Below are 26,697 nucleotides of genomic sequence, written 5' to 3' on the forward strand. Positions count from 1 at the left end.
TGCCATAGCATCTATCTTTACCCTTAATTTTTTATATAAACCTGTCATATTAGCCTCGCTCAATAAATATTCAATACTATTATTATCGCCTATTTTAAGCGATTTGATATTTTGAATATACTATTCTTTCAGATATTCGAAAAAAGCCCTAAGTTCAGAGAACTTAGGGCTTAAATATGGCTCCTCTTGCTGGACTTGAACCAGCGACACACGGATTAACAGTCCGTTGCTCTACCAACTGAGCTAAAGAGGAATTGTCTTTTTAAGTCTTCCGACTCGTTACCTTGTTTACAACAAAAGTTTACAACAAAAGTTTACAACAAAATAACTATATTGGCTCCTCTTGCTGGGCTTGAACCAGCGACACACGGATTAACAGTCCGTTGCTCTACCAACTGAGCTAAAGAGGAATTGTCTTTTTAAGTCTTCCGACTCGTTACCTTGTTTACACAAAATAACTGTATTGGCTCCTCTTGCTGGGCTTGAACCAGCGACACACGGATTAACAGTCCGTTGCTCTACCAACTGAGCTAAAGAGGAATTGTCTTTTTAAGTCTTCCGACTCGTTACCTTGTTTAATAACAAAATAACTGTATTGGCTCCTCTTGCTGGGCTTGAACCAGCGACACACGGATTAACAGTCCGTTGCTCTACCAACTGAGCTAAAGAGGAATTGTCTTTTTAAGTCTACCGACTCGTTACCTTGTTTAATAACAAAATAACTATATTGGCTCCTCTTGCTGGGCTTGAACCAGCGACACACGGATTAACAGTCCGTTGCTCTACCAACTGAGCTAAAGAGGAATTGTCTTTTTAAGTCTTCCGACTCGTTACCTTGTTTACAACAAAAGTTTACAACAAAATAACTATATTTGGCTCCTCTTGCTGGGCTTGAACCAGCGACACACGGATTAACAGTCCGTTGCTCTACCAACTGAGCTAAAGAGGAATTATATTTTAAAAACAGCGTGTTTTTACAAACAGCGTTCTAAAGATGTGCGCAGTATATTTTTTGCATTTGTTTCTGTCAACCAAAAAGGGAGATAAAAGAATCGGTTGCTGAGAATTCAAGCAACCAATCACAAAAGATAGCCGTTTTGCTCATTTATAGAGCAATTTAAACAAATAACCTCAATAGATTTTAAAAATACACTCTTTTTAAAATTTATTGAGGTGCCCCTTAAAAGGAGTCCTCTTTCTTACACCGGTTTTTATTTTTTAATGCTGAATATTAAAATCAAACATTAAGGTTTCCGGTTGATATTCACCTTTGACTTGAATTTGTAAGCTCCAACGCATCATTGGCATAGTACAAGCGGCTAAAATAACTTTCGCTTTCCAATCCTTGTTTGCATTTTCTTTGAAATCCAGTTTTATTTCACCCATGTACATATTTTTCCCCACGATTTTGGCGCTGAGGACCTGCATCTCTTTATTTTTATGTTGTAAGGTGAAATTTATCCATTGTTCCGCTTTGATAGGATCTTCATCGATTTTTATCCAATATTCACTGTTGGCATCTAATTGGCATTCTTTGACATCATCACAACGTTGGATCTGCGTTATTTTCAATGTTTGCACAACGAGCGTCTTTTCTTTGCTATAAGTTTGCCAGACGACCAAACCGATTAAAAGCACCAACATAAGCAATAACTGTACAATTCTTGTTTTTGTTAACATCATAATTCCTTAGAAAATAGTAGCCAGCACACACTTCTTAACATAAGTAGTTTATTTGTTAACAATTCATCAACGTCAACCTACCCCTTTTTTACATTATCACGTACACTTCGCCATTATTGAAGTACTATTCTCAAATTTAGTTATCTTTAATCTACATTTTAAATACACAGATGGGATATTAACAATGACCAGCATAACCATACCTCAACCTGACTACAATATGAAAGTTGTACGTCAATTTACACTGACGACAATATTCTGGGGTATTGTCGGCATGAGCGTTGGGGTGATCATCGCAGCCCAACTTATTTGGCCCGCATTAAATTTTGATACACCTTGGTTTACTTACAGCCGCTTACGACCTTTACATACCAATGCAGTTATCTTTGCATTTGGTGTGTCTGCCTTGATGGCTACCTCATTTTACGTGGTGCAGCGCACCTGCCAAACGAGGCTTTTTGGTGGTTCACTTGCCTCTGTGGTGTTTTGGGGCTGGCAACTCGTCATTCTTTCAGCGGTAATATCCTTACCTTTAGGTTATACCACGTCTAAAGAATATGCCGAGCTGGAATGGCCGATTGATCTCTTAATCACCTTTGTTTGGGTATGTTACGCGATTGTGTTTTTTGGCACACTAGCGATACGTAAAACATCACATATATATGTTGCCAACTGGTTTTTTGGGGCTTTTATCCTCACCGTCGCGGTATTACATATCTTTAATAGTTTAGCGATCCCTGTCTCACTAACGGGCATGAAATCTTATTCTATCTATGCAGGGGCAGTCGATGCCATGGTGCAATGGTGGTATGGACATAATGCAGTGGGCTTCCTACTAACCGCAGGCTTTTTAGGCATGATGTATTACTTTGTCCCTAAACAAGCAAATCGCCCGGTTTACTCATATCGCTTATCTATCATCCATTTCTGGGCATTGATTGCCGTATACATTTGGGCAGGTCCGCATCACTTACATTACACCGCATTACCTGATTGGGCTCAATCATTAGGTATGGTTATGTCACTGATTTTATTTGCACCGTCTTGGGGAGGCATGATAAATGGGATTATGACGTTATCAGGCGCATGGCATAAATTACGTACCGATCCTATTTTACGTTTCTTAGTGGTCTCTTTATCTTTTTACGGCATGTCGACCTTTGAAGGTCCGATGATGGCGATTAAAACTGTTAATGCACTTTCGCATTATACTGACTGGACTATCGGTCACGTACACTCAGGCGCACTCGGCTGGGTTGCTATGATAACCATTGGTGCGATTTACCATTTAATACCTAAATTATTTGATCAAAAAGGCATGTACAGTGTTGCGTTGATCAATCTACACTTTTGGCTAGCTACGATTGGTACGGTGTTGTATATCGTCGCCATGTGGATCTCAGGTGTTATGCAAGGGCTAATGTGGCGTGCGGTTAATAGCGATGGCACTTTAACGTACACTTTTGTAGAGTCTCTCGAAAAGTCTTATCCGTTCTACACCATTCGATTTGTGGGTGGCCTTATATTCTTAAGTGGAATGTTAATTTTGGCTTACAATACTTATAAAACGATCAGTGCAGAAAAAGGCTCTATTCAACCTCAAGAATTGGGGGAGTAAGTTATGAAACATGAATTAATTGAAAAAAATGTAGGCTTATTAGCAATATTGATCATTGTCGCGATCAGTTTTGGGGGGCTCGCTCAGATAGTACCTTTGCTTTTCCAAAAAGAAACAACTGAGCCGGTGGATACATTACGTCCTTACACGGCGCTACAAATGGAAGGTCGTGACATTTACATTCGAGAAGGTTGTCATGTTTGTCATAGTCAGATGATCCGTCCTTTTCGTGCAGAAACGGAGCGTTACGGCCATTATAGCTTAGCGGGTGAACACGTTTGGGAGCATCCTTTTCTTTGGGGCTCTAAACGTACAGGCCCTGATCTTGCGCGCGTTGGTAAACGTTATTCTGATGCATGGCATGAAGTGCATTTGATGAACCCGCGCGACGTAGTACCACAATCGAATATGCCAGGATTCCCTTGGCTTGCCGATAATATTTTAAGCGGTGAAGATACACAGCGAAAATTAGAAATATTTCGTAATAATTTTGGCGTTCCTTACACCGATGAAGATATTGCTGGCGCACAAAAAGCCGTAGCCGGTAAGACTGAGATGCAGGCATTAATTGCCTACTTACAATCCCTTGGTCATGCCTTTAAATAAGCGTGTACATGGGCACTAAAAAGCCCATGGTGCACAGGAGAATTTATGAATTACGCGACGTTTAACGGCTTATACACCCTGTTTCTGATCATTATTTTTGTGGCATTGATCTTATGGGCTTATAGTAAAAAGCATAAGAAATCATTTGAAAACATCGCCAATTCTATTTTTGATGATGACTTAAATACATTGGAAAAGAAACACAATGAAAAATCAGGAGTGAAAAAATAATGAGCCTTTTTTGGTCAATGTGGATCTCTATCATTACCCTTATCGTGGTAATTGGTTGTGCGATTTTACTCAGAGCAACCTCAAAAAATGATACAGGAATACCCGAAGGTGAGCCGATGCCTCACACTTTTGATGGTATCCAAGAGTTAAATAACCCCTTACCTAAGTGGTGGGTAGGATTATTTTGGTTTACCATTTTCGCAGCAGTTACTTATAGCTTTGCTTACCCCACGTTTACTGCTAATTATAATGGATTATTGGATTGGACGAGTGCCGATAAAGATGTAATGTCGCCACAAGAATCTAAGCTCCGCGCGAAAACATCGCATTCTCAATATCAACGTGAAATGGATTTAGCTGAAATCAAATATGGCGCGGTATTTAAACAACTTATCTCTAACGATGATGGTACCTATAAAACACTAAGTTATATCGCTAAAGATCCCGAAGCGCTAAAAGTAGGGCAACGTTTATTCCTACAAAACTGTGCGATGTGCCATGGCTCTGATGCGAGGGGCAGTAAAGGGTTCCCTAACTTAACCGATGATGATTGGCTATATGGCGGAACAGAAGTGGCCATTAAAACAAGTATTATGCATGGCCGATCGGGTGTGATGGCAGCTTGGAAGGATATACTCGGAGGCAAACAAGGCGTTAAAGAAGTCGCCAGTTATGTTTTACAACTCAGTGGTCGCCGCGTGAATGCGCTTGAAGCAAAAGCGGGACAAAAGAAATTTGCCCTTTGTGCAGCTTGTCATGGCGCAGATGGTAAAGGATCTTACGTTTTTGGCGCGCCTAATTTAACCGATAAAACATGGTTATATGGCGGTTCGAGAAAAGCGGTTGAAGCAACCATTGCCAATGGTCGCGGTGGCGTTATGCCAGCATGGTCTGAAGTATTAGGTGAAGATAAAGTGCATCTTATTAGCGCATTTGTGTACTCTTTATCCATGAAAAAATAGAAATGAGGGTGGGTCTGTTTTATAAATAAAATAGATCTCCCCTTTCTTATCAATAATGCCTTAGGGCGCAGAGATATTTAATTAAAAATATGAAAAATGATAATTGGTTTAAACAATTTTGGCCTTGGTTTTTAATCATTTTACCGCTGTGTGCGGTCGTTGCCAGTATAAGTACCTTCGTTATCGCAACAAATAACCAGCCTGATATGGTCGTCGATGATTACTATACGGTAGGAAAAGCAATTAATGTTGATCTGTCTTTATTAAAAGAAGCAAAGAAACGCGGTATAGAAGCAACGGTTACCCAAACTGAAAACCAGTTATCGGTGAGTTTTGTTGGTTTAAAAGAGTACAGTGCCATCCTTTTTTCATTGCATCATCCCACCATTGCGCAAAGAGATCACGTAACAATGCTCACAGCCGACGCGCAAGGACGTTATCATTTTGAAAGTGAAAAAGTATTAACAGGAAAATGGCGGTTACGTATTGAGCCATTTGATAAAAGTTGGCGTTTAGAAAAAACGATTTATTTACCCTCTAAAAATATCCTAATGCAATGACACAATCGACGCAGTGTTTCCACTGCAATGAGCCCAATCCTGCGCACACCCATTTTCAAGTCAACATAAAGGGAATAAACCAAGATTTTTGTTGCCCTGGGTGCCAGGCTGTCGCGCAAATGATCATGGATAGCGGCGCGGGCTCTTATTATGAGCATCGCAGCGCGCCTGCGCTTAAAGTTGACACATTGATCCCAGAAGAACTGCAAAAACTTGAATATTACGACATCGAAAAAATACAAGAAGATTATATAAAACAAGGTGATGAATTTAACGAGATCACCTTAACGGTAGAAGGTGTCACTTGTGCAGCTTGTGCTTGGTTAATTGAGAAACAGCTACGCCACATCCCCGGTTTACACTTTATTAACGTCAATACCACCTTACAACGCATTGCCCTGCACTGGGATAACAAACAGGTTAAACTCAGCGCCCTCTTAAAAGCCATTCAAGAAATTGGCTATAAAGCTTATCCCTTTCAAATGGATAAAGAAGAGTTATTCTATCAACAACAAGCAAAAGCTTATTTACGCCGATTAGGCCTCGCAGGCCTTGCTACCATGCAAATTATGATGTTTGCGATTGCCCTTTATGGCGACTTTTTCTCCTCCATGGAGACGCAGTTCATACAATACTTTCGCTGGGTCAGTTTTATTCTCGCCACCCCCGTGCTCTTGTATAGCGCGCAACCATTTTACATTAATGCTTGGCGCGACATAAAACAGCGCACATTGGGCATGGATATCCCTATCTCTATTGCGTTATTAAGCGCCTACAGCGCTTCAGCTTATGCCACTATTTTCGGCCAAGGTGAAGTATACTTTGAGTCCGTCTCAATGTTTACTTTTCTGCTTTTACTGGGGCGCTCTCTGGAGCTTCGAGCGCGCCGTAAAGCCTCTGAAACCAGCAATAATTTACTGCGATTACTGCCTACCATGGCCACACTCCTTGAAGGTGATGAGCAGATTTTGATGCCGGCAAAGTTGCTCAAGGTTGGACAACTCATTTTAGTGAAAGCGGGCGCAAGTATTGCTGCCGATGGCTGTATTGTTAGCGGTAAAAGTAGCGTTGAAGAGTCTATGTTAACCGGCGAGTCTGAGCCCATTAGTAAAGGCCCTGATAGCCCCGTTTTTGCTGGCACCGTTAATATTAGTAGCCCCTTAACAATCCGCGTTGAAAAAGTGATCCAAAAGAGTTTAATCACCGACATTATTCATATGCAAAACAATGCGCAGATGCATAAACCTAAAATTGAAATTTTAGCCACAAAAGTATCACGCTACTTTGTGGGCGCGCTGTTATTGATAGCGACCATCACTTATATTTCCTGGCATTTTATCGACGCCTCACAGGCTTTTTGGATCACCCTTTCGGTCCTCGTTGCCACCTGCCCCTGCGCCCTTTCTCTGGCAACGCCAACCGCACTCACTTGCGCCACCGCCAACCTTAATAAACAAGGTATTTTAATTAAAAAACACCATGTATTAGAGACGTTAAGTGGCATTAAACATATTATTTTTGATAAAACGGGCACCTTAACCAAAGGCAACTTTAAAGTCCTAAAATGCACGCCTTATCTGCATTATACAAAGCAACAGTGTCTGGATTTGGCAGCTCAAATCGAGCATTTATCAGAGCATCCGATTGCCCATGCTTTTAGCGCGCTACAAGTTGATAAAGTCCTCCTAACACAGATATTAAATAAACCTGGCGAAGGGGTACAGGCGCTCTATCAAGATAAAGCGCTTAAACTGGGTCATGCTCTTTTTTGTAATATAGCACCTAGCGCGCCATGCTCTAATTTACTTATCTATTTAACACTCGATGCAAAACTTATCGCCACGTTTGAATTAGGTGACCAAGTACGCCCGAGTGCCGCGGATATATTGCAGTATTGTAATGCAAACAACATTAAAACAACCCTTTTAAGTGGTGATATCTCAATGCGCAGTGACGCATTAGTAAAACAGCTAAAAATAGACACTCTGTGTAAAGGTGTCAGCCCACAAGGTAAACTCGCCTATTTGAAAAAAATACAACGTCATGAAACTGTTTTAATGGTGGGTGACGGTATTAATGACGCTCCCGTGTTAGCGGGCGCTCACGTATCTATTGCATTGAGTAGTGGTACAGATATTGCAAAAAACAGTGCAGATGTTATTTTATTAGGCTCGGATCTGGGAAAAATTATTACACTAAAAGAAAATGCCCAAAAAACAGCGCGTATTATTAAAGAGAATCTTGCGTGGGCGATGCTCTACAACATTATCATTGTGCCACTTGCGGTTAGTGGACATGTACTGCCCTATGTTGCGGTACTCGGCATGTCTTTTAGTTCTTTAATTGTACTCAGTAATTCTTTACGTCTGCTCAAAGAGAAACGCTAATATGAGTATTATTTATATTTTAATTCCCGTTGCGATGTTATTTGTCAGCATTGCCGTGATCATCTTTTTTTGGGCAATAAAAACAGATCAATATAGCGACCTTGATCGTGAAGGTATGAATATTTTATTTGATGACGATCAGCCAGTCACTCCGTCTAACAAAGAAAAATCAGCACATGATGAATGATTTTCTCGCGGCCTTGTTAATTGGCCTTCTCGGTGCAGGGCACTGCTTAGGTATGTGCTCAGGAATTGCTGGCGCCATCACTTTTTCAGAACAACAAAAAGTAAGTAAACTCAGCGCCTATGCTTCACTTATCCTCTACAACATCGGACGGGTGAGCAGTTACTCACTCGCTGGCGCTATATTTGCCGGTGGAGGAAGCACTCTTATTGTCTTTTTCGGTGGTAAAGATGCCCTTATTTACTTACGCATTTTAGCTGCCGTACTGATGCTGTTTTTAGCACTTTATATTTCACGCCTGTATTTTGGGCTTTTAAAACTCGAACAACTCGGACAGTTTTTCTGGCGTTTTATTAAACCCTTCGCACAATACTTCATGCCTCTTAAGCACCCTTTATATGCCTTTCCACTGGGATTTTTTTGGGGTTGGCTACCTTGTGGTTTAGTCTATTCAACGCTTTCATGGGCGGCCAGCAGTGGCAGTTCAAGCCACGGATTTTTGATCATGCTCGGCTTTGGTTTAGGCACAATGCCCGCCATGCTCAGTGTGGGAAAATTAACCCAACATTTAAAATATTACCTTAATCATCGGCTTTTCCGCTATACAAGTGGTCTAATATTAGCCCTTTTTGCAGTGCAAACTTTTTATATTGCATTATTACAACTACGATAACCCGCGTGTACTCTCCTTGCGCGTACGTCTATGAAACAAAAGTGTGCTCTCTCTTTTACTGGCTATTCAAACTAAGTAACAATAATGTTAAACTTGATTTAAGTCAAAATTGGAACATATCTGAATTATGGAAAAAAGTAATCTAACACGCGTTCAAACAGGTGGTTGTGCTATTCACTGCCACGATTGTAGTATTAGCCAGCTCTGCATTCCTTACTCTCTTAATGAAACAGAGCTCGACCGCCTCGACAATATTATTGATCGTAAAAAACCGATCCAAAAAGGCCAAGAAATATTTAAAGCCGGCGAAGATATGAAATGTCTCTACGCTATTCGCTCTGGCACGCTAAAATCTTATACCATTACCGAACAAGGTGATGAGCAGATCACTGCGTTTCATTTGGCGGGTGACTTGATTGGTTTTGATGCTATCAGTACCGGTATACACCCAAGTTTCGCCCAAGCGCTTGAAACATCCATGATTTGTGAGATCCCGTATGACACGTTGGATGAACTTTCAACGAGCATGCCAAAATTACGTCAACAAATATTACGCTTAATGAGCGCTGAAATTGTGGGCGACCAAAATATGATTTTATTACTCTCAAAGAAAAATGCCGAAGAGCGTCTTGCTTCTTTTATCTATAATTTATCGAATCGATTTGCGATGCGTGGTTTTTCTCCCAAAGAATTTCGCTTATCCATGACGCGTGGTGATATTGGCAACTATCTTGGCTTAACCGTTAAAACCATCAGCCGTTTACTGGGTCGCTTCCAAAAAAGTGATATGATCGCGGTAAAAGGCAAATATATCAGTGTGTTAGATAGCGTTCAACTCGCACTTTTAGCGGGTGAACGTAATAAACCTTAATATATTAGTTCAACACTTAAATATTGAATAAGATCCTTTTTTTTAAAAAAAAGACAGTTTCATGACGAAGGATCTATTCGTAAGCCTATTTTTGCTCTAAATTATACCTATCAACCTTAATTAATAGGATGTCTAGTATGCTTAAATATCAAAATATTTTAGTTTTTATCGATCCGAGCAAAGTATCTCAACCCGCCTTAAGCAGAGCTTTCGATATTGCCAAAAAAGAGAGCAGTGCAAAAATCACACTTTTCATGTGTTGTTATGATTTAAGTTATGAAATGACGTCTCTTAGTTCAAAAGAAGAACGTGAGTCCATGCAACAACTTGTTATTAAAGAAAATAAAGAATGGTTAGAGTCCCTTATTCAACCTTTAAATTATCCTGGTATTAGCGTCGAACTCTCCGTTATTTGGCACCCTCGTCCTTTTCAAGCTGCCATTATTGAAATATTAAAAAAGGGTTATGATTTACTTATCAAAGCCACTCATCCGCATTCTAAACTCAGTGCTATTTTCTTTACCCCTACCGATTGGAATTTATTACGAAAATGTCCCGTTCCTGTCCTTTTGGTAAAGCATTGCCATTGGCCTGAGCGCGGTAATATTCTTTGTGCCATTGACTGTAAAGACTTTGATGAAGAAGATCACCACCTACTTAATAATCAAATCATTAATGAAGCAAAAGACATGTCGGAAATCATTAATGCAAAAGTACATTTGGTCAATGCTTACCCGACCCCGCCGGTAAATATCATGCTCGAATTACCGGAATTTGATCCGATTGATTATGAAGATGGATTAAAGAAATTCCATGAGAAAATATTAAACGACTATGCGCAAAGGCATGCAATATCACTACAACGTTGCCATTTAAAACAAGGATTACCCGAAGATGTTATCAGTAAGGTTGCCTGTTCTATTGATGCCGAATTAGTGGTACTCGGCACCGTGGGTCGATCCGGATTTAGTGCTACTTTACTCGGGCACACAGCAGAGCAAGTCATTGATAATCTAGATTGCGATTTATTAGCATTAAAACCAGAAGGCTTTAAAAGCCCCATTACCATAGACTAAAGAGAAAACAGATGAACCGATTGATCAAGGGTGATAAAGCGCCTTTATTTAACCTCCAAGATGAAAACGATAATGCCGTATCTTTAGCCGATTTAAAAGGCAAAAAAGTGCTCATCTACTTTTATCCTCGCGCTATGACGCCGGGTTGTATTACACAAGCCTGTGGCCTACGTGATAGCCAAACACAGCTAGCAGAGCTTAATACAGTGGTTTATGGTATTAGCCCAGATCCTGTTAAAAAACTTGCTAATTTTGTCCTTAAAAAAGAGTTAAACTTTGCGCTTCTTAGTGATGAAGATCACCAAGTTGCAGAAGCTTTTGGAGTATGGGGAGAAAAGAAATTTATGGGTAAAACATACGACGGTATACACCGCATTAGTTTTTTAATTGATGAAAAGGGTGAAATCGAACATGTTTTTGATAAATTTAAAACCAAAGAGCACCATCAAGTTGTCTTAGATCACCTGAACGGTCTTTAAATATCAAGTACAAAAAAGCGCGGATACATTAAATGTATCCGCGCTTTTTGTGCTTAGACAAAGGCCCTGCAGGCGAAAACCCCACAAGCTCAACGCCATGTTCCACATCACAATAATGGGCCAGCTAAACGAGAAAGAGTCCCTAATCAAGCATATTTACGTGAGATGAGTATCTATTTTACGACTCAATTAGTTTTTTCTCAGGGAATGCGTTAAGTAGCGCTTTCACAAGTGTTGCGAGTGGAATGGCAAAAAACACCCCCCAAAAGCCCCATAAGCCCCCAAAAATTAAGACCGCTATAATGATCATCACCGGATGTAAATTAACAGCATCTGCAAATAAAATGGGCACCACTAAATTACCATCAAGCGCCTGCACTATCCCATACGCTAACATTAAATAGGCAAACTCGGGGGTTAGGCCCCATTGAAATAACGCGACAACAGCCACAGGTACCGTTACCACCACCGCACCAATGTACGGGATCAATACTGAAAACCCCACTAATACGGCAAGTAAAACAGAGTAGCGCAGATCTAAAAACAAAAAGACTAAATAAGTGAAAAATCCGACAATAATAATTTCAATCACTTTGCCTCGAATATAATTCATTATCTGCATATTCATTTCGCGGCTAACTTGATCGATTAATTTATGATGCGTCGGTAAAAATCTAAGCATCTGTTTAATGAGTATATTTTTATCCTTGAGCATAAAAACCATCATTAAAGGCACTAAAATCGCGTAAATAATTAGCGCTGCAAGATTAAGCAATGATGAAAAAGAATGTGATAGTAAAAAACCGCCACTTTCTAAAACATAATTACGTAAATTTTCCATCAGGCCCGCTAATGTATTGGCATCAATTAAATCTGGGTATCGACTCGGCAGCGTGAGTACAAAAATTTGTGACTGATTAAACATCGCAGGGAGATCATGTAATAAAGAAATACCTTGTTTTATGACCGTCGGCACAACGGCAATAAACATAAATATCATAATCGACATAAAGCCTGACATTACGATCAATGTCGCTAAGCCACGGCTTATTTTTAAGCGCATTAAATGCATAACGGGCCAATCTAGAAGATAGGATAAAACGAGGGCCACAAATAAAGGTGTTAATATTCCCCCAAAAAAATAAATAGTAAAAAACAGTCCCAATAAAGAGACAAAAAGTACGCCTAAATGCGGATCTGAAAAGCGCGATTTATACCAAATTGTTAACTCTTGTAACATCAAATTCAACCTTTTGCTTGTAATTGTATTTTTAACATATCCACTTGATACTGATAATTTTTTTTCTTTAAATAATACAATATATCTTGCATCGCAACCTCGGTTGCAAATAATATCTGTACTGAGACCAAGGGGTTAGTTAATAAAAACTCTTTTAATTTCAACAACGAAAGAGGACAGCGACAATGACGTAAATCTAAAATATACATCGAAAACCCTCATGTATTTATATTATCAAGATCGCGATAATGACGATGAAAAAAATCATTGCTTGCAATAAATGTAAGCTTGTTTATGATTTTGTTATATTTTTCAGGAGAGGTTAACATGTCAAAACAGGGCCGACTAGGCACAATGTTTCTTATATTACTGTTTTTTAGCCGTTTAAGCTATGCACAAAATGATCTTCCCGATATTGGTACGGTTGGCGCGGGTGCGCTTAGCCTTGAAAAAGAAAAAGAATATGGCTGGGCATTTCACTTATTAGCCAATCAATCTTTACCTATTATTTACGATCCGGTTTTAAATAATTACATTAATAATCTGGGACAAAATTTAGTCGCACATGCAGATTCTGTAAAATTAGCCTTTAACTTTTTCCTTATTGACGATAAAGAGATAAATGCAGCCGCGTTTTTAGGCGGTAATGTGAAAATTCATACTGGTCTCTTTTTATATGCTAAAAATGAAAGTGAACTTGCAGGTGTTATTTCTCATGAAATAGCGCATATTACGCAGCGCCATTTAGCGCGCATGCTAGAGCGTCAATCGTTAAGCAACCCTGCATCTATGGCTGCTATGGCAGGCTCTGTATTATTAGCCTTAGTGTCACCAGCAGCCGGTATAGCAGCATTAACCACCAGCATGGCGGTTAATGCACAAATGCAAATTAACTATACGCGTTTACATGAATATGAAGCGGATAGGCTTGGTATTCAAACATTATATAATGCAGGCTATGATCCCAGTGGAATGGCAAACTTTTTTAGTAAATTGGCACAAAAATATCAATATGCATCCATGCCCCCTGCCATGCTCTCCACTCACCCTTTAACAGAAACACGTTTAGCAGAAGCTCGTTTACGGGCCGATAGGTTCCCTAAGCGTCGTTATAAAGCAAAACTTGCATATCAACTGAGCAAAGCAAGGATCAGTGTGCGCTTTAACAACATTTCAGCCCCCGCTGCTATTAATTACTACAAAAACCAGCTAACAAACCACCGTTATTTAATACAAGACAGTGTAAAATATGCGTTAGCATTAGCTTATTTTAAAAATAAACAACCGAAAAAAGCCCATGAAATAGCCTTAACATTACTGCACAAGATGCCCCACAATCTGTTTTATCTGGATTTGATCACCGACACTTCAATACAACTTAAAAATCCCATTTTAGCCATTGATTTACTGTCAAAAGAGTACAAAGCGCACCCTAAAAATACGGTGCTGGCATTAAATTTAGTGGTGGCTTTGCAAGCAAATAAACAAGACCGACAAGCCGAAAAAATATTGGCACTTTTTTTACGTAAAAACCCCCAACATATATTAGCGCATTTAATGGCGATTGATGTCTATAAAACCCTTAAAGACCGCGCAAAAGAGCATGCAACACGCGCTGAATATTATTCTTTGCTCGGGCGATTTAGAGCAGCCAGTGAAGAGATAGGCAGTGCATTAATTTATACACAAAGCACTCTTGATAGAGCACGTTATAGCGCTAAAATAGAAGTGTATCGACAACAAGATTTACGTTTACAAGCATTACAAAAATAATACTAATCTGTATTGAGACGTGATTAAAAGCGAATGTTTTAACGATTTTTTAAAAGGATTTTATTTTGGATATCTTGAGTTGAGAGGTCTTGCTTTGGAATGTATTGATTTTGAAAACTTGGTTTTGAAAAGGTGGGTTTTAAAAACGTTGTATTAAAGCCTCTTTTTAATAGAAAGAGGCTTTAAGCATGACAATTATATATCCGATTTTTGCTCCCGCACCCACTGCTTTAATCTATTAATATCACTTTCATATTGGGTTTTAATTAACGATAACCAATCATCAATATTATCCCACCATGCCGGTAATTCCGGTGACTGCATGTTTTGCGCTAATAACTGAATACGCATCAGGCCGACCGCACTGGCGGCTCCTTTAATTTTATGCGCTTCGCTGACAATCCCTTTCTTATCTTTGGCTATCATATGCGAGTCTAAAATTTTCAAATAATCCGGCAACATTTTTTCAAACAGTGCGATGTTTTCTAGCATCATTGAGATTGAAATAAAATCAAGTAACTCTAATAACATCGACTCATTTAATAAGACATCTACGCTATTAACCACGTCTTCCTGTATCTCATTATCAACTAACGTATTATCAACAAATAACCGCGCTATCATATTATTTAATAACTCCACATTAAGTGGCTTACCTAATGCATCATCCATGCCTTTTTCTCGGAAACTGGCTTTATCACTAAACACATTTGCCGTTAATGCCACTATCGGTGGTAAATTATCTCGATAAAGCGCCCGTAATCTTTTTGTTACTTGGTAACCATCCATATCCGGCAGTTGAATATCCATTAAAATTAATTGATAACTATTTTCTGCCATTTTTTGCAACGCTTGTTGCCCTGTTTTAGCGCAATCCACTTGGTGACCTAGTTTTTCTAATAATGATTTGGCCACTAAAATATTAAGCTCAATATCTTCAACCAATAAAATAGATAAACAAGGTAAAGGGATTAATAACGCTTTATTTTCCTTTTTTTCTTTAGGGCAAAGTACCGGTAAAGAAAGTGTAAAAGTACTGCCTTTGCCAAAGGTACTTTTAACACTTAGTTTTCCGCCCATCGCATCGACGATTTGCTGCGAAACAGCAAGGCCTATTCCTGTGCCGGTGGCATGTTGATCGCCTTGTACTTGATAATACATTGAAAATATTTTATCGAGTTGCTGCGCAGGGATACCGATGCCTGAATCTTCAACTTCAAAGCATAGGGTTGCATGTTGCGCATTTTGGCGTTTAGCAAAACAGCGTATCGTAATATGACCCGTTTTAGTAAATTTGACGGCATTACTTATCAAATTCCACAACACTTGGCGTAGACGCGTATCATCCGCCTCAATATAATCAGGAAGCATACCTTCTTGCTCAAAATTCAAGACTAAGCCTTTTTGCTCTGTTTGAATAAAGGCTAAACTTTCTAAGTCTCCCACGAAATCAAACATATCAATTTGATCGCACACTAAATTCAAACGGCGACGATCAAGTTTATCTAAATCGACAATATCATTAAAAATATTACCTAATGTAATGGCGCTCATATGAATTGTTTTTAAATGTTTATGCTGCTCTGCATTTAGTTGCTCATCTAATAGCATTCGGCTTAAGCCGACAATACCATTAAGCGGGGTTCTTAATTCATGGCTAATGGTAGCAATAAAGGTTGTTTTATCGCGACTTGCTTTTTCTAATGACTCTTGATGAATTTTTCGCTCGGTGATATCACGCCCAAAACCTATAATACCAACACATTTTTTTTGTGTATTAAATAAAGGAAAGGAGCGTATTTCGAAATAGGCTTGTTGGCCATTAGGGTATTGCAGCCAATGTTCATGGATTTGCTCTTGTTCGGTTTCTTTAACTTGCTGATCATATTCGACCACTTCACGCGCATAACTCTCCGAATATATATCGAAAGGCGTTAAACCCAGCATCTGACGCTCTGTTTTCCCACTTATCTTTTGCATGGCTTTATTACAGTTAACAAAACAGCCTTGCAGATCACGATGAAAAACCAAATCAGGAGACGTATCTAAAAATGAGCGCAATAAAATACTGCCTTCTTCTAATTGAAGCTGCGTTCTCTGGCGCTCAATGATTTCATTTTCTAAAGCTTGCGTTTTCTGCTGATCGCTCTTAAGCATCACTTGCAAATGCTCAACCGTATTATCTAAACGTTGGCGTGCTTCTTCTAAGTCGCCCATCACCACCGTTAAAAAATAAACCGCCCAAGGCGTTATCAATAGGCCGAGAATAAAAGAACGGGTAATGGCCGTGATATCCAGGGGATCGTGAAAATAATAAGCCAGTAATATTTGCAGTAAAGAATCAGATAAAATAATGGCCAGGGCTAAAATCAAACTAAAACGAAAGGCACCTAAACGTTTTAAAAGTTCGACGTAATAATGAACCCATGTTTTAAGGTTAAATATACTCAATATAGTTCCGATATGACTAAGAATAATATTTCATATTGTAATCGAAGTCGCTACTAATGTGCTTTTTTTCTCATTGAATTGCGTTAAATTCATAATAAAGTAGGTAAGAATACGCTTTATCGGCTCCTTTTCTCTTCATTGCTTTTAATTTCAAAGCAGACGTTTATAATGCAACGCTTAGATTTTCATTTATTCCGGGAGTTGTTTCTCATGGCTATGCCAGATATCGCAAATAGTGCACAAGCTCAAACTGAAGGTAAACTTAATAGAGTCGGTATGAGTAATATTAAATTACCTCTTATGGTGCAAACTGATGACCAACCAGCCCAACAAGTCACTGCAAGTAGCGAATTATTTGTCAATTTAAGTGATGCGAGTGCTAAAGGCATCCATATGTCGCGCTTATACTTACAACTTGATAAACTTTCTACTGAATCTGAACTCACACTTGAAACCTTAGGCGAGTTATTAAAAGGCTTTATCGAAAGCCATCATCAATTAAGCGAAGAAGCGGTCGCTAAATTTACCTTTGATTATCAGCTACGCCGTAAATCGCTGATCAGTGAAAAGCGAGGCTGGAAAATATACCCCGTCGTTATCATTGGCCGTTTAATTAATGGGGTGCTAGAGTTTGAGTTGCAAGTCAATGTGACTTATTCATCGACGTGCCCTTGTTCGGCCGCACTTGCCAGACAACTTATACAACAACAGTTCCGCAAGCAATACGCAGAGCAAAGTACTATAGATAGTGACGAAATGTTTGCTTGGTTAGGCTCAACACAAGGCATCATCGCGACCCCACACAGCCAACGTAGTATTGTTGAGGTAAAAGTAAAACTCAGCGCACAAAATAAAGAATTCCCCGTGATTGCGTTAATTGATCTTATCGAAGCGACCTTAAAAACCCCTGTACAAGCAGCGGTTAAACGCGAAGATGAACAAGAATTTGCACGCCTCAATGGTCAAAACTTAATGTTTTGTGAAGATGCTGCAAGGCAATTACAAGATGTTTTAAATCAACAAGCATCTTTTAATGACTTTTGGCTACGCGTGAATCATTACGAAAGCTTACATGCTCATGATGCTGTCGCAATCACCACTAAAGGTATTGACAACGGCTACCAAGCTTAATCAAAAAAGGGAGCCGAAGCTCCCTTTTTTATACGTTTTAAATGACTAGATTAAAAAGCAAAATTAATATCTGCCCAATACTCCTCATCATCATTTACATGCCCTGCGACACTAAAACCTTCCACAAATTGGTAACCAATTTCAGCGGTAAAGCTCCAATCTCTTAAATCTTCACCTTTCATCGCATAGATATAAGAAGGTGTAGCACCAATCCAAGCCGCATCAGTGATCGCATAACGCACCGCGACGTCCGTTGCTACATAGGTCGTATCATCGAGGTTATCACCCCATAAGAAACCTATTTTAAGACTCGGATAGAGTGTTACGTGCTCTTCAAGCAAAGGTAAGCGCTTAATAAGACCAACAGCAACGCGATTAGAATCGTGCCAATTACGTTCATCACGGCCCCACTGGCTTTCCATTACAAACCCCGTATCATTCGAGCTATTGAGCACTAAATAATCGACCGTGTAATACTCTAAGTCATGCTTGGCTTGTACCGTTAATTTTTGCTTGTACTCCCCCGCTAAATAACTACCGTAAGACGCAATAATATCAACGCCTTCACTGCCCGCTGCAATACCTACTTTTGAATAAATAGCCAAAGGGTCACTAAAATCTGCCCAGTAGGCACTCTCTTCTGCATAGGCAGAAGCAGAGGCTAATAAAGGCAATACAGCGCAACTTAATACACTTATCTTTTTAAAATTTACCACGTTACTTAACTCCAGTTGTATAAGTTAAACAAACGTTTACCACGTTTGATCACTGTATATTGTCCAAATAATGCATCTTTACGTAAGATGATAGCTTCACTATCTGTTTGTTTTTCACCATTGACACTGACTGCGCCATTACTTATAAACTCTCTTGCCATTTTATTTGACTTAGCAAGCTCTGAACTGGTTAATAATTCAACCAATGATTTTTCGGTGCCACTTACCTGCGTAGAGGGTAAACCATCTTGCGCCAGTTGCCCCAGATCAGAAAGGCTCAAAGCGCTCAAGTCACCTGAAAAGAGTGCTTCTGTAATACGCTCTGCTGATGCAAGCCCTGTCTCACCGTGAACAATTTTAGTCACTTCTTTCGCGAGAATAGCTTGGCCTTGAGGGCGCCCTTGTGCCGCTTTATCTTGTGCTTCTATCGCATCTATCTCAGCAATCGAAAGGAACGTAAAGAAGCGTAAGAATTTATACACATCTGCGTCTAATGTTGTGATCCAAAATTGATAAAAAGCATACGGTGATGTTTTAGTCGCATCAAGCCAAATCGTACCTGATTCCGTTTTACCAAATTTAGTGCCATCTGCTTTAGTCACTAGTGGTAATGTTAGACCATATACTTTCTTTTTATTCATACGGCGGGTTAAATCGATGCCTCCGGTAATGTTACCCCATTGATCAGAGCCTCCAATTTGGAGCGTACAATCTTTGCTTTCATTAAGGGCTGCAAAATCATAAGACTGCAATAACATATAACTAAATTCAGTAAACGATATGCCAGCACCTTCTCTGTCAATTCGTTGCTTAACCGATTCTTTTTGGATCATCGCATTAACACTAAAATGTTTCCCCACATCACGTAAAAATGAAATGGCATCCATCTTACTGATCCAATCTAAATTGTTGACCACTTCAGCTGCATTTTTAGCATCACCAAATTTAATAAAAGCACTGACTTGCGCTTTTATTTTAGCCACCCAATTCTCAACAACATCATCGGTGTTTAATTTACGCTCAGCAGCCTTAAAACTAGGATCGCCAATAAGTCCCGTTGCCCCGCCGACTAAAGCCAGTGGCTTATGACCTGCATCTTGAAAACGCTTTAGCGTTAACAAAGGAACTAAACTACCAATATGTAAACTATCGGCCGTTGGATCAAAACCACAATACAGAGTACGACAACCACTTGATAAATGTTCATGCAATTCTTCGTCGGCAGTAGTTTGCGCAATCAGACCGCGCGCTTTTAAATCTTCAAGTAATGTATTCATGTTTTAGATCCTTGATCTTTATTTATTTAATATATTTAAAATATATTACACAGTTAAGGCGCACAACAAAACCATTGTCTGAAGATCTTAGCAATAATATGCTAACATTATGACTTTATTAAAACGTTAACGAGTAAAAAAGATGAAAATCGGCATTATTGGCGCAATGGATGAAGAAATTGCGATCCTAAAAGAAAAAATCAGTGATCTTGAAAGTATCACTATTGCAGGTTGTGAGTTTCATAAAGGCACACTGTATGGCCAAAATGTTATTTTAACTTTATCAGGTATTGGTAAAGTGGCGGCCAGCGTTGCAACCACTTTATTACTCGACAAATTTAAACCCGATCACATTATTAATACGGGATCTGCCGGCGGTTTTGATAGCCAGCTAAATGTGGGTGACATTGTTATCTCGAATGAAGTGCGTTTTCATGATGTAGACCTAACCGCTTTTGGCTACGAAATTGGACAAATGGCGCAATTACCGCCAGCATTTACTGCAGATCCCATGCTTATCTCACTGGCGCAGAACGCTGCAAACAGTTTAAATCATTTAAAAGTGATCAAAGGTTTAATTTGTAGCGGTGATATTTTTATGGCGGATCCTAAAAAAGCCGATATCGCCCGTCAAAACTTCCCAGACATGGCGGCCTGTGAGATGGAAGCTGCCGCTATTGCACAAGTTTGTTATCAATTTAAAGTGCCGTTTGTGATCATTCGCGCTCTCTCGGATATTGCTGGTAAGAAATCAGAAGTTTCTTTTGAAAAGTTTTTACCGATTGCTGCTAAAAATTCATCTGCTCTCATTGAAGAAATGCTAAAACGGATAGCTTAATGCCAGAATTTATCGCGTTTGTTGAATTATACCGCGCTTACTTTAGTTTTATAAGTGTCGCGCTATTGTCTTTGTTTATTTCTTTACCCAAAGATCTCAATCCACTTAGTGCGATTGAGTTAATATTTCAACAAATCGCGAAAAAAGTAAATTTAGATAGTCGCAGTGATAGCTATAAAAAAATGGCCAGTTTGTTATCCATTGCGCTTATCTTTTTCCCTGTTTTTTTAATCATAAGCCAACTCTATAATGTCGTTTTTCAACCTCTCATATTAGACTTTTTGATCTTATTTATTTTATTGTCATGGCACGATAAAAAAATAGTTTATCAACAAATCAGCCAAGCGCTTGTAAATAAAAATTTAGCCAGCGCCAAATACAAATTAGCACAATTAACCCGCCGTGATACAAAACCACTTTCTTTAATGGGCATCAATAAAGCGAGTATTGAATCGATGGTATTACAATTTAGTGCTTCTTGGTTTGCGGTGATTTTTTGGTATTTATTAACAGGCATCTATGGAGCACTATTTTATCGTATTGTTCAAATTTGCGCGCAACAATGGAATAGTAAGCAACAAGAATATGATGCTATCGCAGTTATTCCTTCTGTTTTATATAACATTTTATTGTTTCCCATTCATTTACTAGTGGGTTTTACATTTGCTTTATACGATAGGCCTCTACACAATATCACTTCTAAATTTAAACAAAGTACACATTGGCATCACTTTTCATCGGGATTAATGCTGGCAAGTTTCGCCTTTAGCATGAAATTAGGTTTAGGGGGTGTACGTATTTATGGTAAGCAAAAAATAACCTATCCAGAGCTCGGTACGGGAGAGTCACCTAAAATTGAACACGTGGCATTATCCTTACAACGGATCAGTTTAAGTGCCTGGTTTTGGCTGTACTGCATCACAGGGTATACTTTCTTTCCTTTATTGTTAGATCTTTTTAGAGCGCAGCACTAAATAGCAGACAAAAAAATACCCTTAGCAATGTGCATAAGGGTATAAAATTATAAAATAACGACAGACTTATTTAATCGCTAATAATTCCACTTCAAAAATCAGTGTTGTATGTGGGCCAATAGCAGCACCGGCGCCACGCTCACCATAAGCAAGAGCCGCGGGAATAGCTAACTTAAATTTAGATCCGACAGGCATAAGTTGTAATGCTTCAGTCCAACCTGCAATCACACCACCGACAGGGAACTCGGTAGGTTGGCCACGATCAACTGAACTATCAAAAATAGATCCATCAATTAATGTACCATGGTAATGAACGCTAACCGTTGATTCAGCCGTTGGTTTTTCACCGTCACCCATCACCAATACTTCATACTGTAAACCAGAGTCTGTAATTGTAATGCCGTCTTTTTTTGCATTTTCAGCTAAGAAAGCTTCGCCTTGCGCGCCTAATATTTTAGCTTGCTCTTCTGCAACAGCTTGCATTTTAGCTGAAATCATTTGGAAGGCATCTTGTAATTCTTGTTGTGACACTTTACTTTCCTCACCAGAGAATGCATCTGCAATACCGGCAGCAACGGCAGAGATATCTAAACCATCAAAAGGCTGTGCTTTTAACTGTTCGCCCATCTGCAAACCAATACCGTAACTTGCTTGTAGTTCTTGTGTCGTAAGTTGTAATTCAGACATATTATTCTCTTTAAAAAGTAATTGAGCACCTAAAATGACATTATATTTTATACTTATCGTCATCTCTTAACGCTAAAATATAATGAATTAACACTCTATATGGGGGGATATTTTGATTTTTAAAGGCATATTAATCAATTAATTTTATTAATGTGCACTGCTTAGCCTCGCACAAAAAATATAATAGGCCATGTTTTTTTAAGTAAAAAAAAGACCATCACGAGGATAGTCTTCTTTATAAATCTAACATCAATGCTAAATTTAATCGTTATTATTTACTTAAGTCATCAAAAAATGTTTTAATATTATTTAAAAAACCTTCTGATTTTGGCTTATGTTTTTTAGGACTAGAAGCACAACTACTTTCAAATTCTTTTAATAGTTCACGCTGCTTGGCAGACAATTTCACTGGTGTTTCAATGATGACTTTACACATTAAATCACCCGTCGCATGGCTACGCACAGACTTAACGCCTTTATTACGCATGCGGTACATACGTCCCGTTTGTGTTTCTGCTGAAATTTTCAATTTTACCCGTCCGTCTAAGGTCGGGACTTCAATTTCACCACCTAATGCAGCCTCACTGAAACTGATTGGCACTTCACAATATAAATTATTGCCATCACGAACAAAAACATCGTGCTCACGCACATGCATCTGCACATAAAGGTCACCTGCTGGCGCCCCTTTTTCGCCCGCTTCACCCTCGCCACTTAAGCGAATACGATCACCGGTATCGACGCCCGCTGGGATTTTAACACTGAGTGTTTTAGTGCGTTCATAACGTCCTTCACCATGGCACTTATTACAAGGATCTGTAATAATTTTACCCGCACCATGACAGGTTGGACAGGTTTGATTAACCGCAAAAAAGCCTTGGCGCATTTGCACTTGACCTTGGCCATGACACGTTGAACACGTTCTAACATCTGAGCCTTTCTTCGCGCCAGAGCCATTACATTGTTCACAATGAACCAAGGTAGGAACTTGAATGTCTTTACTAACACCATGAACGGCTTCTTCAAGGGAAAGTTCCATATTGTAACGCAGATCAGATCCTTGCTGAGGACGTTGTGCTCCACCGCGCCCACCACCAAAAATATCACCAAAAATGTCATCAAAACCACCGCCACCAAAACCACCACCAAAGCCACCTTGACCTTGTTGATTAACGCCTTCATGACCATATTGGTCAAAAGAGGCTTTGGTTTGTGCGTTATTAAGAATTTCGTAAGCTTCTTTTACTTCTTTAAACTTTTCTTCAAGGGCAACATCCCCTTTGGTACGATCAGGATGATATTTCATCGCAAGACGTTTATAAGCCTTTTTGACCTCTTTACCAGTTGCACTGCGGCTTATTCCAAGTACTTCATAACAATCACGTTTTGACATTTTTGACTCTCAAATCTCTTACCTACAAACAATAACGCGGATCATAGATAAATCCATAACCCGCGTCATTCATTAAATAATTAACTCAGTTAATTATTTTTTATCATCTTTCACTTCTTCAAACTCAGCATCAACGATATCATCGTCTTGCTTCGCTTTTTCTTCACTCGGTGCATCGCCCGCTTTTTCTTTTTGTTGCGCAATTTCACCTAGTTTTTGAGACGCTTCTGCAAGAGCGGTTGTTTTCGCTTCAATTTCGCTCTTATCTTCCGCTTTTGATGCTTCTTCTAGATCTTTGATAGCAGCTTCGATTTTTTCTTTCTCGTCACTTGCTAGCGCATCGCCCGCTTCCGTAATTTGTTTTTTAGTGGCATGAACTAAAGCATCAGCTTGGTTACGCGCTGTAACGACTTCTTCAAATAGTTTATCCGCTTCTACATTTGCTTCAGCATCTTGTACCATTTTTTCAATTTCATCATCACTTAAACCAGAGCTTGATTTGATAGTGATATGTTGCTCTTGATTCGTATCTTTATCTTTTGCAGATACATGTAAAATACCATCGGCATCCATATCAAAAGTCACTTCAATTTGAGGAGCACCACGCGTTGCTGCGCGAATACCTTCAAGATTAAATTGGCCTAATGATTTGTTGTCCGCAGCACGTTTACGCTCACCTTGTAAGATGTGGATAGTTACTGCGCTTTGATTATCTTCAGCCGTTGAGAATGTTTGTGATTGCTTCGTTGGGATAGTCGTGTTTTTAGTAATAACGTTAGTCATTACACCACCCATGGTTTCAATACCCATAGATAATGGCGTAACATCTAATAATAATACGTCTGTTTTCTCACCAGAAAGTACCGCGCCTTGAATCGCAGCACCCATTGCAACCGCTTCATCAGGGTTAACATCTTTACGCGCAGCTTTACCGAAGAATTCAGCAACCGTCGCTTGCACTAAAGGCATACGAGTTTGGCCACCCACTAAGATAATATCATCAATTTCAGAAACGCTTAAATCTGCATCTTTAAGTGCAATACGTAGAGGCTCAAGTGTTGCTTTAACCATATCTTCAACAAGAGATTCTAATTTAGCACGCGTGATCTTAACGTTTAAATGTTTAGGACCCGTTGCATCAGCCGTAATGTAAGGCAGGTTGATATCAGTTTGTTGCGTTGAAGATAATTCGATTTTTGCTTTTTCAGCAGCTTCTTTAACACGTTGCATTGCTAAAGGATCGTTAGTTAAGTCAAAGTTTTGCTCTTTCTTAAATTGATCAACAACAAAATTAATTAAACGGTTATCAAAATCTTCACCACCTAAGTGTGTGTCACCATTTGTCGCTAATACTTCAAATGTTTTTTCACCGTCAACTTCATCAATTTCAATGATTGAAATATCAAATGTACCACCACCAAGATCATAAACCGCAACCGTACTATCACCTTTAGAACTACTTACGCCATAAGCAAACGCGGCAGCAGTTGGTTCATTGATAATACGTTTAACATCTAATCCTGCGATACGACCTGCATCTTTAGTTGCTTGACGTTGTGCATCATTAAAGTAAGCCGGTACTGTAATAACCGCGCCTGATACTTTTTCACCTAAATAATCTTCTGCTGTTTTTTTCATTTTTTTCAATACTTCAGCAGATATTTGCGGTGGCGCCATTTTTTGGCCATGTGCTTCTACCCATGCATCACCATTGTCAGCTTTAACAATGTTGTAAGGCATGATTTTCATATCACGTTGTACTTCTTCGTCTTCAAAACGACGACCAATAAGACGTTTGATAGCATAAAGAGTATTTTGTGGATTTGTGACTGCTTGACGTTTAGCCGGTTGACCTACTAAAGTCTCACCATCTGTGTAAGCAATAATTGACGGCGTAGTACGCTCACCTTCGGCGTTTTCAATAATTTTAGCCACATCACCATCTAAAACTGAAACACACGAATTAGTTGTACCTAAATCAATACCGATAATTTTACCCATTGTACTCTCCAAACTTGTTTTATGTTTTTTTGATAACGATGACTAAATTGAATTTAAAATATTCATCGTGTTGATGTTTACTATATGAGGGAAGATTTTAATCTTTCAAGGCAATATTAAAAAAAAAATGAATTTATTTGAAAATAAATTCATTTTAACTTTAATAGACTGATCTTTTTAGATATCCGCCTCCCATCACACGGAAACTATGCCGACGCAACGGTTACCATTGCAGGGCGAATAACTTGACCATTATATACATAGCCTTTTTGCATCACTAAAATTATTTCATTAGCGACTTTACCTTCGACTTTTTGCATACTAACAACTTGATGTTTCTCTGGATTGGCTTGTTCTCCAAGAGGATCCATTTGCATAATACCCACTTTTGAAAATGCACCTAGCATCGATTTCAAAGTAAGTTCAACACCTTCAGCCACTTGCACTAACGCTTCATTTTCTTTATCAATATGATTAAGTGCCATTTCTAAACTATCAGCTGCTGGAAGTAATTCTTCGGTAAAACGTTTTAATGTTCTTTTTACTTTATTTTCAGCATCGATACCCGCTTTACGGATCTCGTTTTGTGCATGTGCTTGTGCACGTATCACTAAATCTTTTTGTGTTTTTAATGCTTCATCAGCAACTTCTAATTTCGTTTCTAACGTTTTGATCAGTGCAGCTTGCATTGCTAATTCATCGAGTTCAACCTCAATGTCTTCGCTTTGTGGCTCATCGTTAACAACATCTTCGTTAACAACACTTTCGACATGCAGCGTTTCTTCTGCTAACACCTTTTCAATTGCATCTTCCACTGTTACTTTTTGTTCTTCACTCATGTTTTAATCCTAACTATTTTCATTGATAATGACTTATGTCTATTATG

General features: G+C 39.1%; 25 protein-coding genes and 6 tRNA genes. 15 read left to right on the forward strand and 16 right to left on the reverse strand.

Features of this window, described 5'->3' with window-relative positions; genetic code table 11:
- Positions 1–177 precede the first annotated feature (177 nt).
- The 7 genes from PCNPT3_RS08970 to PCNPT3_RS09000 all read right to left on the reverse strand — a co-directional run bounded on the left by PCNPT3_RS08970 (position 178) and on the right by PCNPT3_RS09000 (position 1,683).
- Positions 178–253 (reverse strand) — tRNA-Asn (locus PCNPT3_RS08970).
- Between the two features lie 81 nt (positions 254–334).
- Positions 335–410: transfer RNA gene (locus PCNPT3_RS08975), tRNA-Asn, on the reverse strand.
- A 54-nt stretch (positions 411–464) separates the two neighbouring features.
- Positions 465–540 (reverse strand) — tRNA-Asn (locus PCNPT3_RS08980).
- Positions 541–596: 56 nt separating this feature from the next.
- Positions 597–672: transfer RNA gene (locus PCNPT3_RS08985), tRNA-Asn, on the reverse strand.
- 56 nt (positions 673–728) lie between these two features.
- Positions 729–804: transfer RNA gene (locus tag PCNPT3_RS08990), tRNA-Asn, on the reverse strand.
- A gap of 69 nt (positions 805–873) precedes the next feature.
- Positions 874–949, reverse strand: a tRNA-Asn gene (locus PCNPT3_RS08995).
- 269 nt (positions 950–1,218) lie between these two features.
- Positions 1,219–1,683 carry a hypothetical protein gene (locus tag PCNPT3_RS09000; RefSeq protein WP_156801524.1) on the reverse strand — a complete coding sequence of 155 codons (465 nt, stop codon included), beginning with the start codon at positions 1,681–1,683 and terminating at the stop codon, positions 1,219–1,221.
- A 184-nt stretch (positions 1,684–1,867) separates the two neighbouring features.
- On the opposite strand from PCNPT3_RS09000, the gene ccoN reads away from it, so the two are divergent.
- From ccoN to bcp, 11 genes are all read left to right on the forward strand, one after another.
- The gene (ccoN, locus tag PCNPT3_RS09005) at positions 1,868–3,301 is read left to right on the forward strand and encodes a cytochrome-c oxidase, cbb3-type subunit I (RefSeq protein ID WP_015465567.1); all 1,434 of its coding nucleotides are present in this window, start codon (positions 1,868–1,870) and stop codon (positions 3,299–3,301) included.
- A 3-nt stretch (positions 3,302–3,304) separates the two neighbouring features.
- A complete protein-coding gene (gene ccoO / locus PCNPT3_RS09010; protein ID WP_015465568.1) occupies positions 3,305–3,907 on the forward strand; it encodes a cytochrome-c oxidase, cbb3-type subunit II in 603 nt (200 codons plus the stop codon).
- Positions 3,908–3,952: 45 nt separating this feature from the next.
- The gene (locus PCNPT3_RS09015; RefSeq protein ID WP_015465569.1) at positions 3,953–4,138 is read left to right on the forward strand and encodes a cbb3-type cytochrome oxidase subunit 3; all 186 of its coding nucleotides are present in this window, start codon (positions 3,953–3,955) and stop codon (positions 4,136–4,138) included.
- Positions 4,138–5,100 (forward strand): cytochrome-c oxidase, cbb3-type subunit III, encoded by a 963-nt coding sequence (gene ccoP / locus PCNPT3_RS09020; protein ID WP_015465570.1) that lies wholly within the window; start codon positions 4,138–4,140, stop codon positions 5,098–5,100. The genes PCNPT3_RS09015 and ccoP overlap by 1 nt, the downstream gene beginning before the upstream one ends.
- Before the next feature lie 89 nt (positions 5,101–5,189).
- On the forward strand, positions 5,190–5,660 hold the full coding sequence (locus PCNPT3_RS09025) for a FixH family protein (protein WP_015465571.1): 471 nt from the start codon (positions 5,190–5,192) through the stop codon (positions 5,658–5,660).
- Positions 5,657–8,047: a heavy metal translocating P-type ATPase gene (locus PCNPT3_RS09030; RefSeq protein ID WP_041771290.1), complete on the forward strand. Its 2,391-nt coding sequence runs from the start codon at positions 5,657–5,659 to the stop codon at positions 8,045–8,047. Before PCNPT3_RS09025 ends, PCNPT3_RS09030 begins: the two co-directional genes overlap by 4 nt.
- A gap of 1 nt (position 8,048) precedes the next feature.
- Positions 8,049–8,234: a cbb3-type cytochrome oxidase assembly protein CcoS gene (ccoS, locus tag PCNPT3_RS09035; RefSeq protein ID WP_015465573.1), complete on the forward strand. Its 186-nt coding sequence runs from the start codon at positions 8,049–8,051 to the stop codon at positions 8,232–8,234.
- Positions 8,224–8,904 (forward strand): sulfite exporter TauE/SafE family protein, encoded by a 681-nt coding sequence (locus tag PCNPT3_RS09040; RefSeq protein ID WP_015465574.1) that lies wholly within the window; start codon positions 8,224–8,226, stop codon positions 8,902–8,904. The genes ccoS and PCNPT3_RS09040 overlap by 11 nt, the downstream gene beginning before the upstream one ends.
- A gap of 127 nt (positions 8,905–9,031) precedes the next feature.
- Entirely contained in the window at positions 9,032–9,775 is a 744-nt protein-coding gene (locus tag PCNPT3_RS09045; RefSeq protein ID WP_015465575.1) for an FNR family transcription factor, read from the forward strand.
- Between the two features lie 137 nt (positions 9,776–9,912).
- On the forward strand, positions 9,913–10,851 hold the full coding sequence (gene uspE, locus PCNPT3_RS09050; protein WP_015465576.1) for a universal stress protein UspE: 939 nt from the start codon (positions 9,913–9,915) through the stop codon (positions 10,849–10,851).
- 11 nt (positions 10,852–10,862) lie between these two features.
- The gene (gene bcp, locus PCNPT3_RS09055; protein ID WP_015465577.1) at positions 10,863–11,330 is read left to right on the forward strand and encodes a thioredoxin-dependent thiol peroxidase; all 468 of its coding nucleotides are present in this window, start codon (positions 10,863–10,865) and stop codon (positions 11,328–11,330) included.
- 178 nt (positions 11,331–11,508) lie between these two features.
- Here the strand turns inward: bcp and PCNPT3_RS09060 are convergent, their stop codons facing one another.
- Together PCNPT3_RS09060 and PCNPT3_RS09065 are read right to left on the reverse strand one after the other, a co-directional pair.
- Positions 11,509–12,570, reverse strand: coding sequence for an AI-2E family transporter (locus PCNPT3_RS09060; RefSeq protein ID WP_015465578.1), 1,062 nt, complete (start codon positions 12,568–12,570; stop codon positions 11,509–11,511).
- A gap of 5 nt (positions 12,571–12,575) precedes the next feature.
- Entirely contained in the window at positions 12,576–12,779 is a 204-nt protein-coding gene (locus PCNPT3_RS09065; RefSeq protein WP_015465579.1) for a hypothetical protein, read from the reverse strand.
- A gap of 118 nt (positions 12,780–12,897) precedes the next feature.
- On the opposite strand from PCNPT3_RS09065, the gene PCNPT3_RS09070 reads away from it, so the two are divergent.
- Complete coding sequence (locus PCNPT3_RS09070; protein ID WP_015465580.1) at positions 12,898–14,343, forward strand: M48 family metalloprotease; 1,446 nt, start codon at positions 12,898–12,900, stop codon at positions 14,341–14,343.
- Between the two features lie 195 nt (positions 14,344–14,538).
- Here the strand turns inward: PCNPT3_RS09070 and arcB are convergent, their stop codons facing one another.
- On the reverse strand, positions 14,539–16,794 hold the full coding sequence (gene arcB / locus PCNPT3_RS09075) for an aerobic respiration two-component sensor histidine kinase ArcB (protein ID WP_015465581.1): 2,256 nt from the start codon (positions 16,792–16,794) through the stop codon (positions 14,539–14,541).
- Between the two features lie 210 nt (positions 16,795–17,004).
- On the opposite strand from arcB, the gene folE2 reads away from it, so the two are divergent.
- Entirely contained in the window at positions 17,005–17,925 is a 921-nt protein-coding gene (folE2, locus tag PCNPT3_RS09080; RefSeq protein WP_015465582.1) for a GTP cyclohydrolase FolE2, read from the forward strand.
- A 50-nt stretch (positions 17,926–17,975) separates the two neighbouring features.
- Here folE2 and PCNPT3_RS09085 read toward each other — a convergent pair whose 3' ends face one another.
- Together PCNPT3_RS09085 and tyrS are read right to left on the reverse strand one after the other, a co-directional pair.
- Positions 17,976–18,641, reverse strand: a complete 666-nt coding sequence (locus PCNPT3_RS09085; RefSeq protein ID WP_015465583.1) for a hypothetical protein — start codon at positions 18,639–18,641, stop codon at positions 17,976–17,978.
- A gap of 5 nt (positions 18,642–18,646) precedes the next feature.
- Positions 18,647–19,918: a tyrosine--tRNA ligase gene (tyrS, locus tag PCNPT3_RS09090; protein WP_015465584.1), complete on the reverse strand. Its 1,272-nt coding sequence runs from the start codon at positions 19,916–19,918 to the stop codon at positions 18,647–18,649.
- 142 nt (positions 19,919–20,060) lie between these two features.
- Here tyrS and mtnN point away from each other — a divergent pair, with 142 nt between their 5' ends.
- Positions 20,061–20,756, forward strand: a complete 696-nt coding sequence (gene mtnN, locus PCNPT3_RS09095; RefSeq protein ID WP_015465585.1) for a 5'-methylthioadenosine/S-adenosylhomocysteine nucleosidase — start codon at positions 20,061–20,063, stop codon at positions 20,754–20,756.
- On the forward strand, positions 20,756–21,730 hold the full coding sequence (locus PCNPT3_RS09100) for a cobalamin biosynthesis protein (RefSeq protein ID WP_015465586.1): 975 nt from the start codon (positions 20,756–20,758) through the stop codon (positions 21,728–21,730). The genes mtnN and PCNPT3_RS09100 overlap by 1 nt, the downstream gene beginning before the upstream one ends.
- Positions 21,731–21,796: 66 nt before the next feature.
- Here PCNPT3_RS09100 and PCNPT3_RS09105 read toward each other — a convergent pair whose 3' ends face one another.
- From PCNPT3_RS09105 to grpE, 4 genes are all read right to left on the reverse strand, one after another.
- Positions 21,797–22,417 (reverse strand): FKBP-type peptidyl-prolyl cis-trans isomerase, encoded by a 621-nt coding sequence (locus PCNPT3_RS09105; RefSeq protein ID WP_015465587.1) that lies wholly within the window; start codon positions 22,415–22,417, stop codon positions 21,797–21,799.
- Between the two features lie 271 nt (positions 22,418–22,688).
- On the reverse strand, positions 22,689–23,810 hold the full coding sequence (gene dnaJ, locus PCNPT3_RS09110; protein ID WP_015465588.1) for a molecular chaperone DnaJ: 1,122 nt from the start codon (positions 23,808–23,810) through the stop codon (positions 22,689–22,691).
- Between the two features lie 93 nt (positions 23,811–23,903).
- A complete protein-coding gene (dnaK, locus tag PCNPT3_RS09115) occupies positions 23,904–25,811 on the reverse strand; it encodes a molecular chaperone DnaK (RefSeq protein WP_015465589.1) in 1,908 nt (635 codons plus the stop codon).
- Between the two features lie 206 nt (positions 25,812–26,017).
- Positions 26,018–26,650, reverse strand: a complete 633-nt coding sequence (grpE, locus tag PCNPT3_RS09120; protein ID WP_015465590.1) for a nucleotide exchange factor GrpE — start codon at positions 26,648–26,650, stop codon at positions 26,018–26,020.
- Positions 26,651–26,697 lie beyond the last annotated feature (47 nt).

It is taken from the genome of Psychromonas sp. CNPT3 (assembly GCF_000153405.2).
GTDB lineage: Bacteria > Pseudomonadota > Gammaproteobacteria > Enterobacterales > Psychromonadaceae > Psychromonas.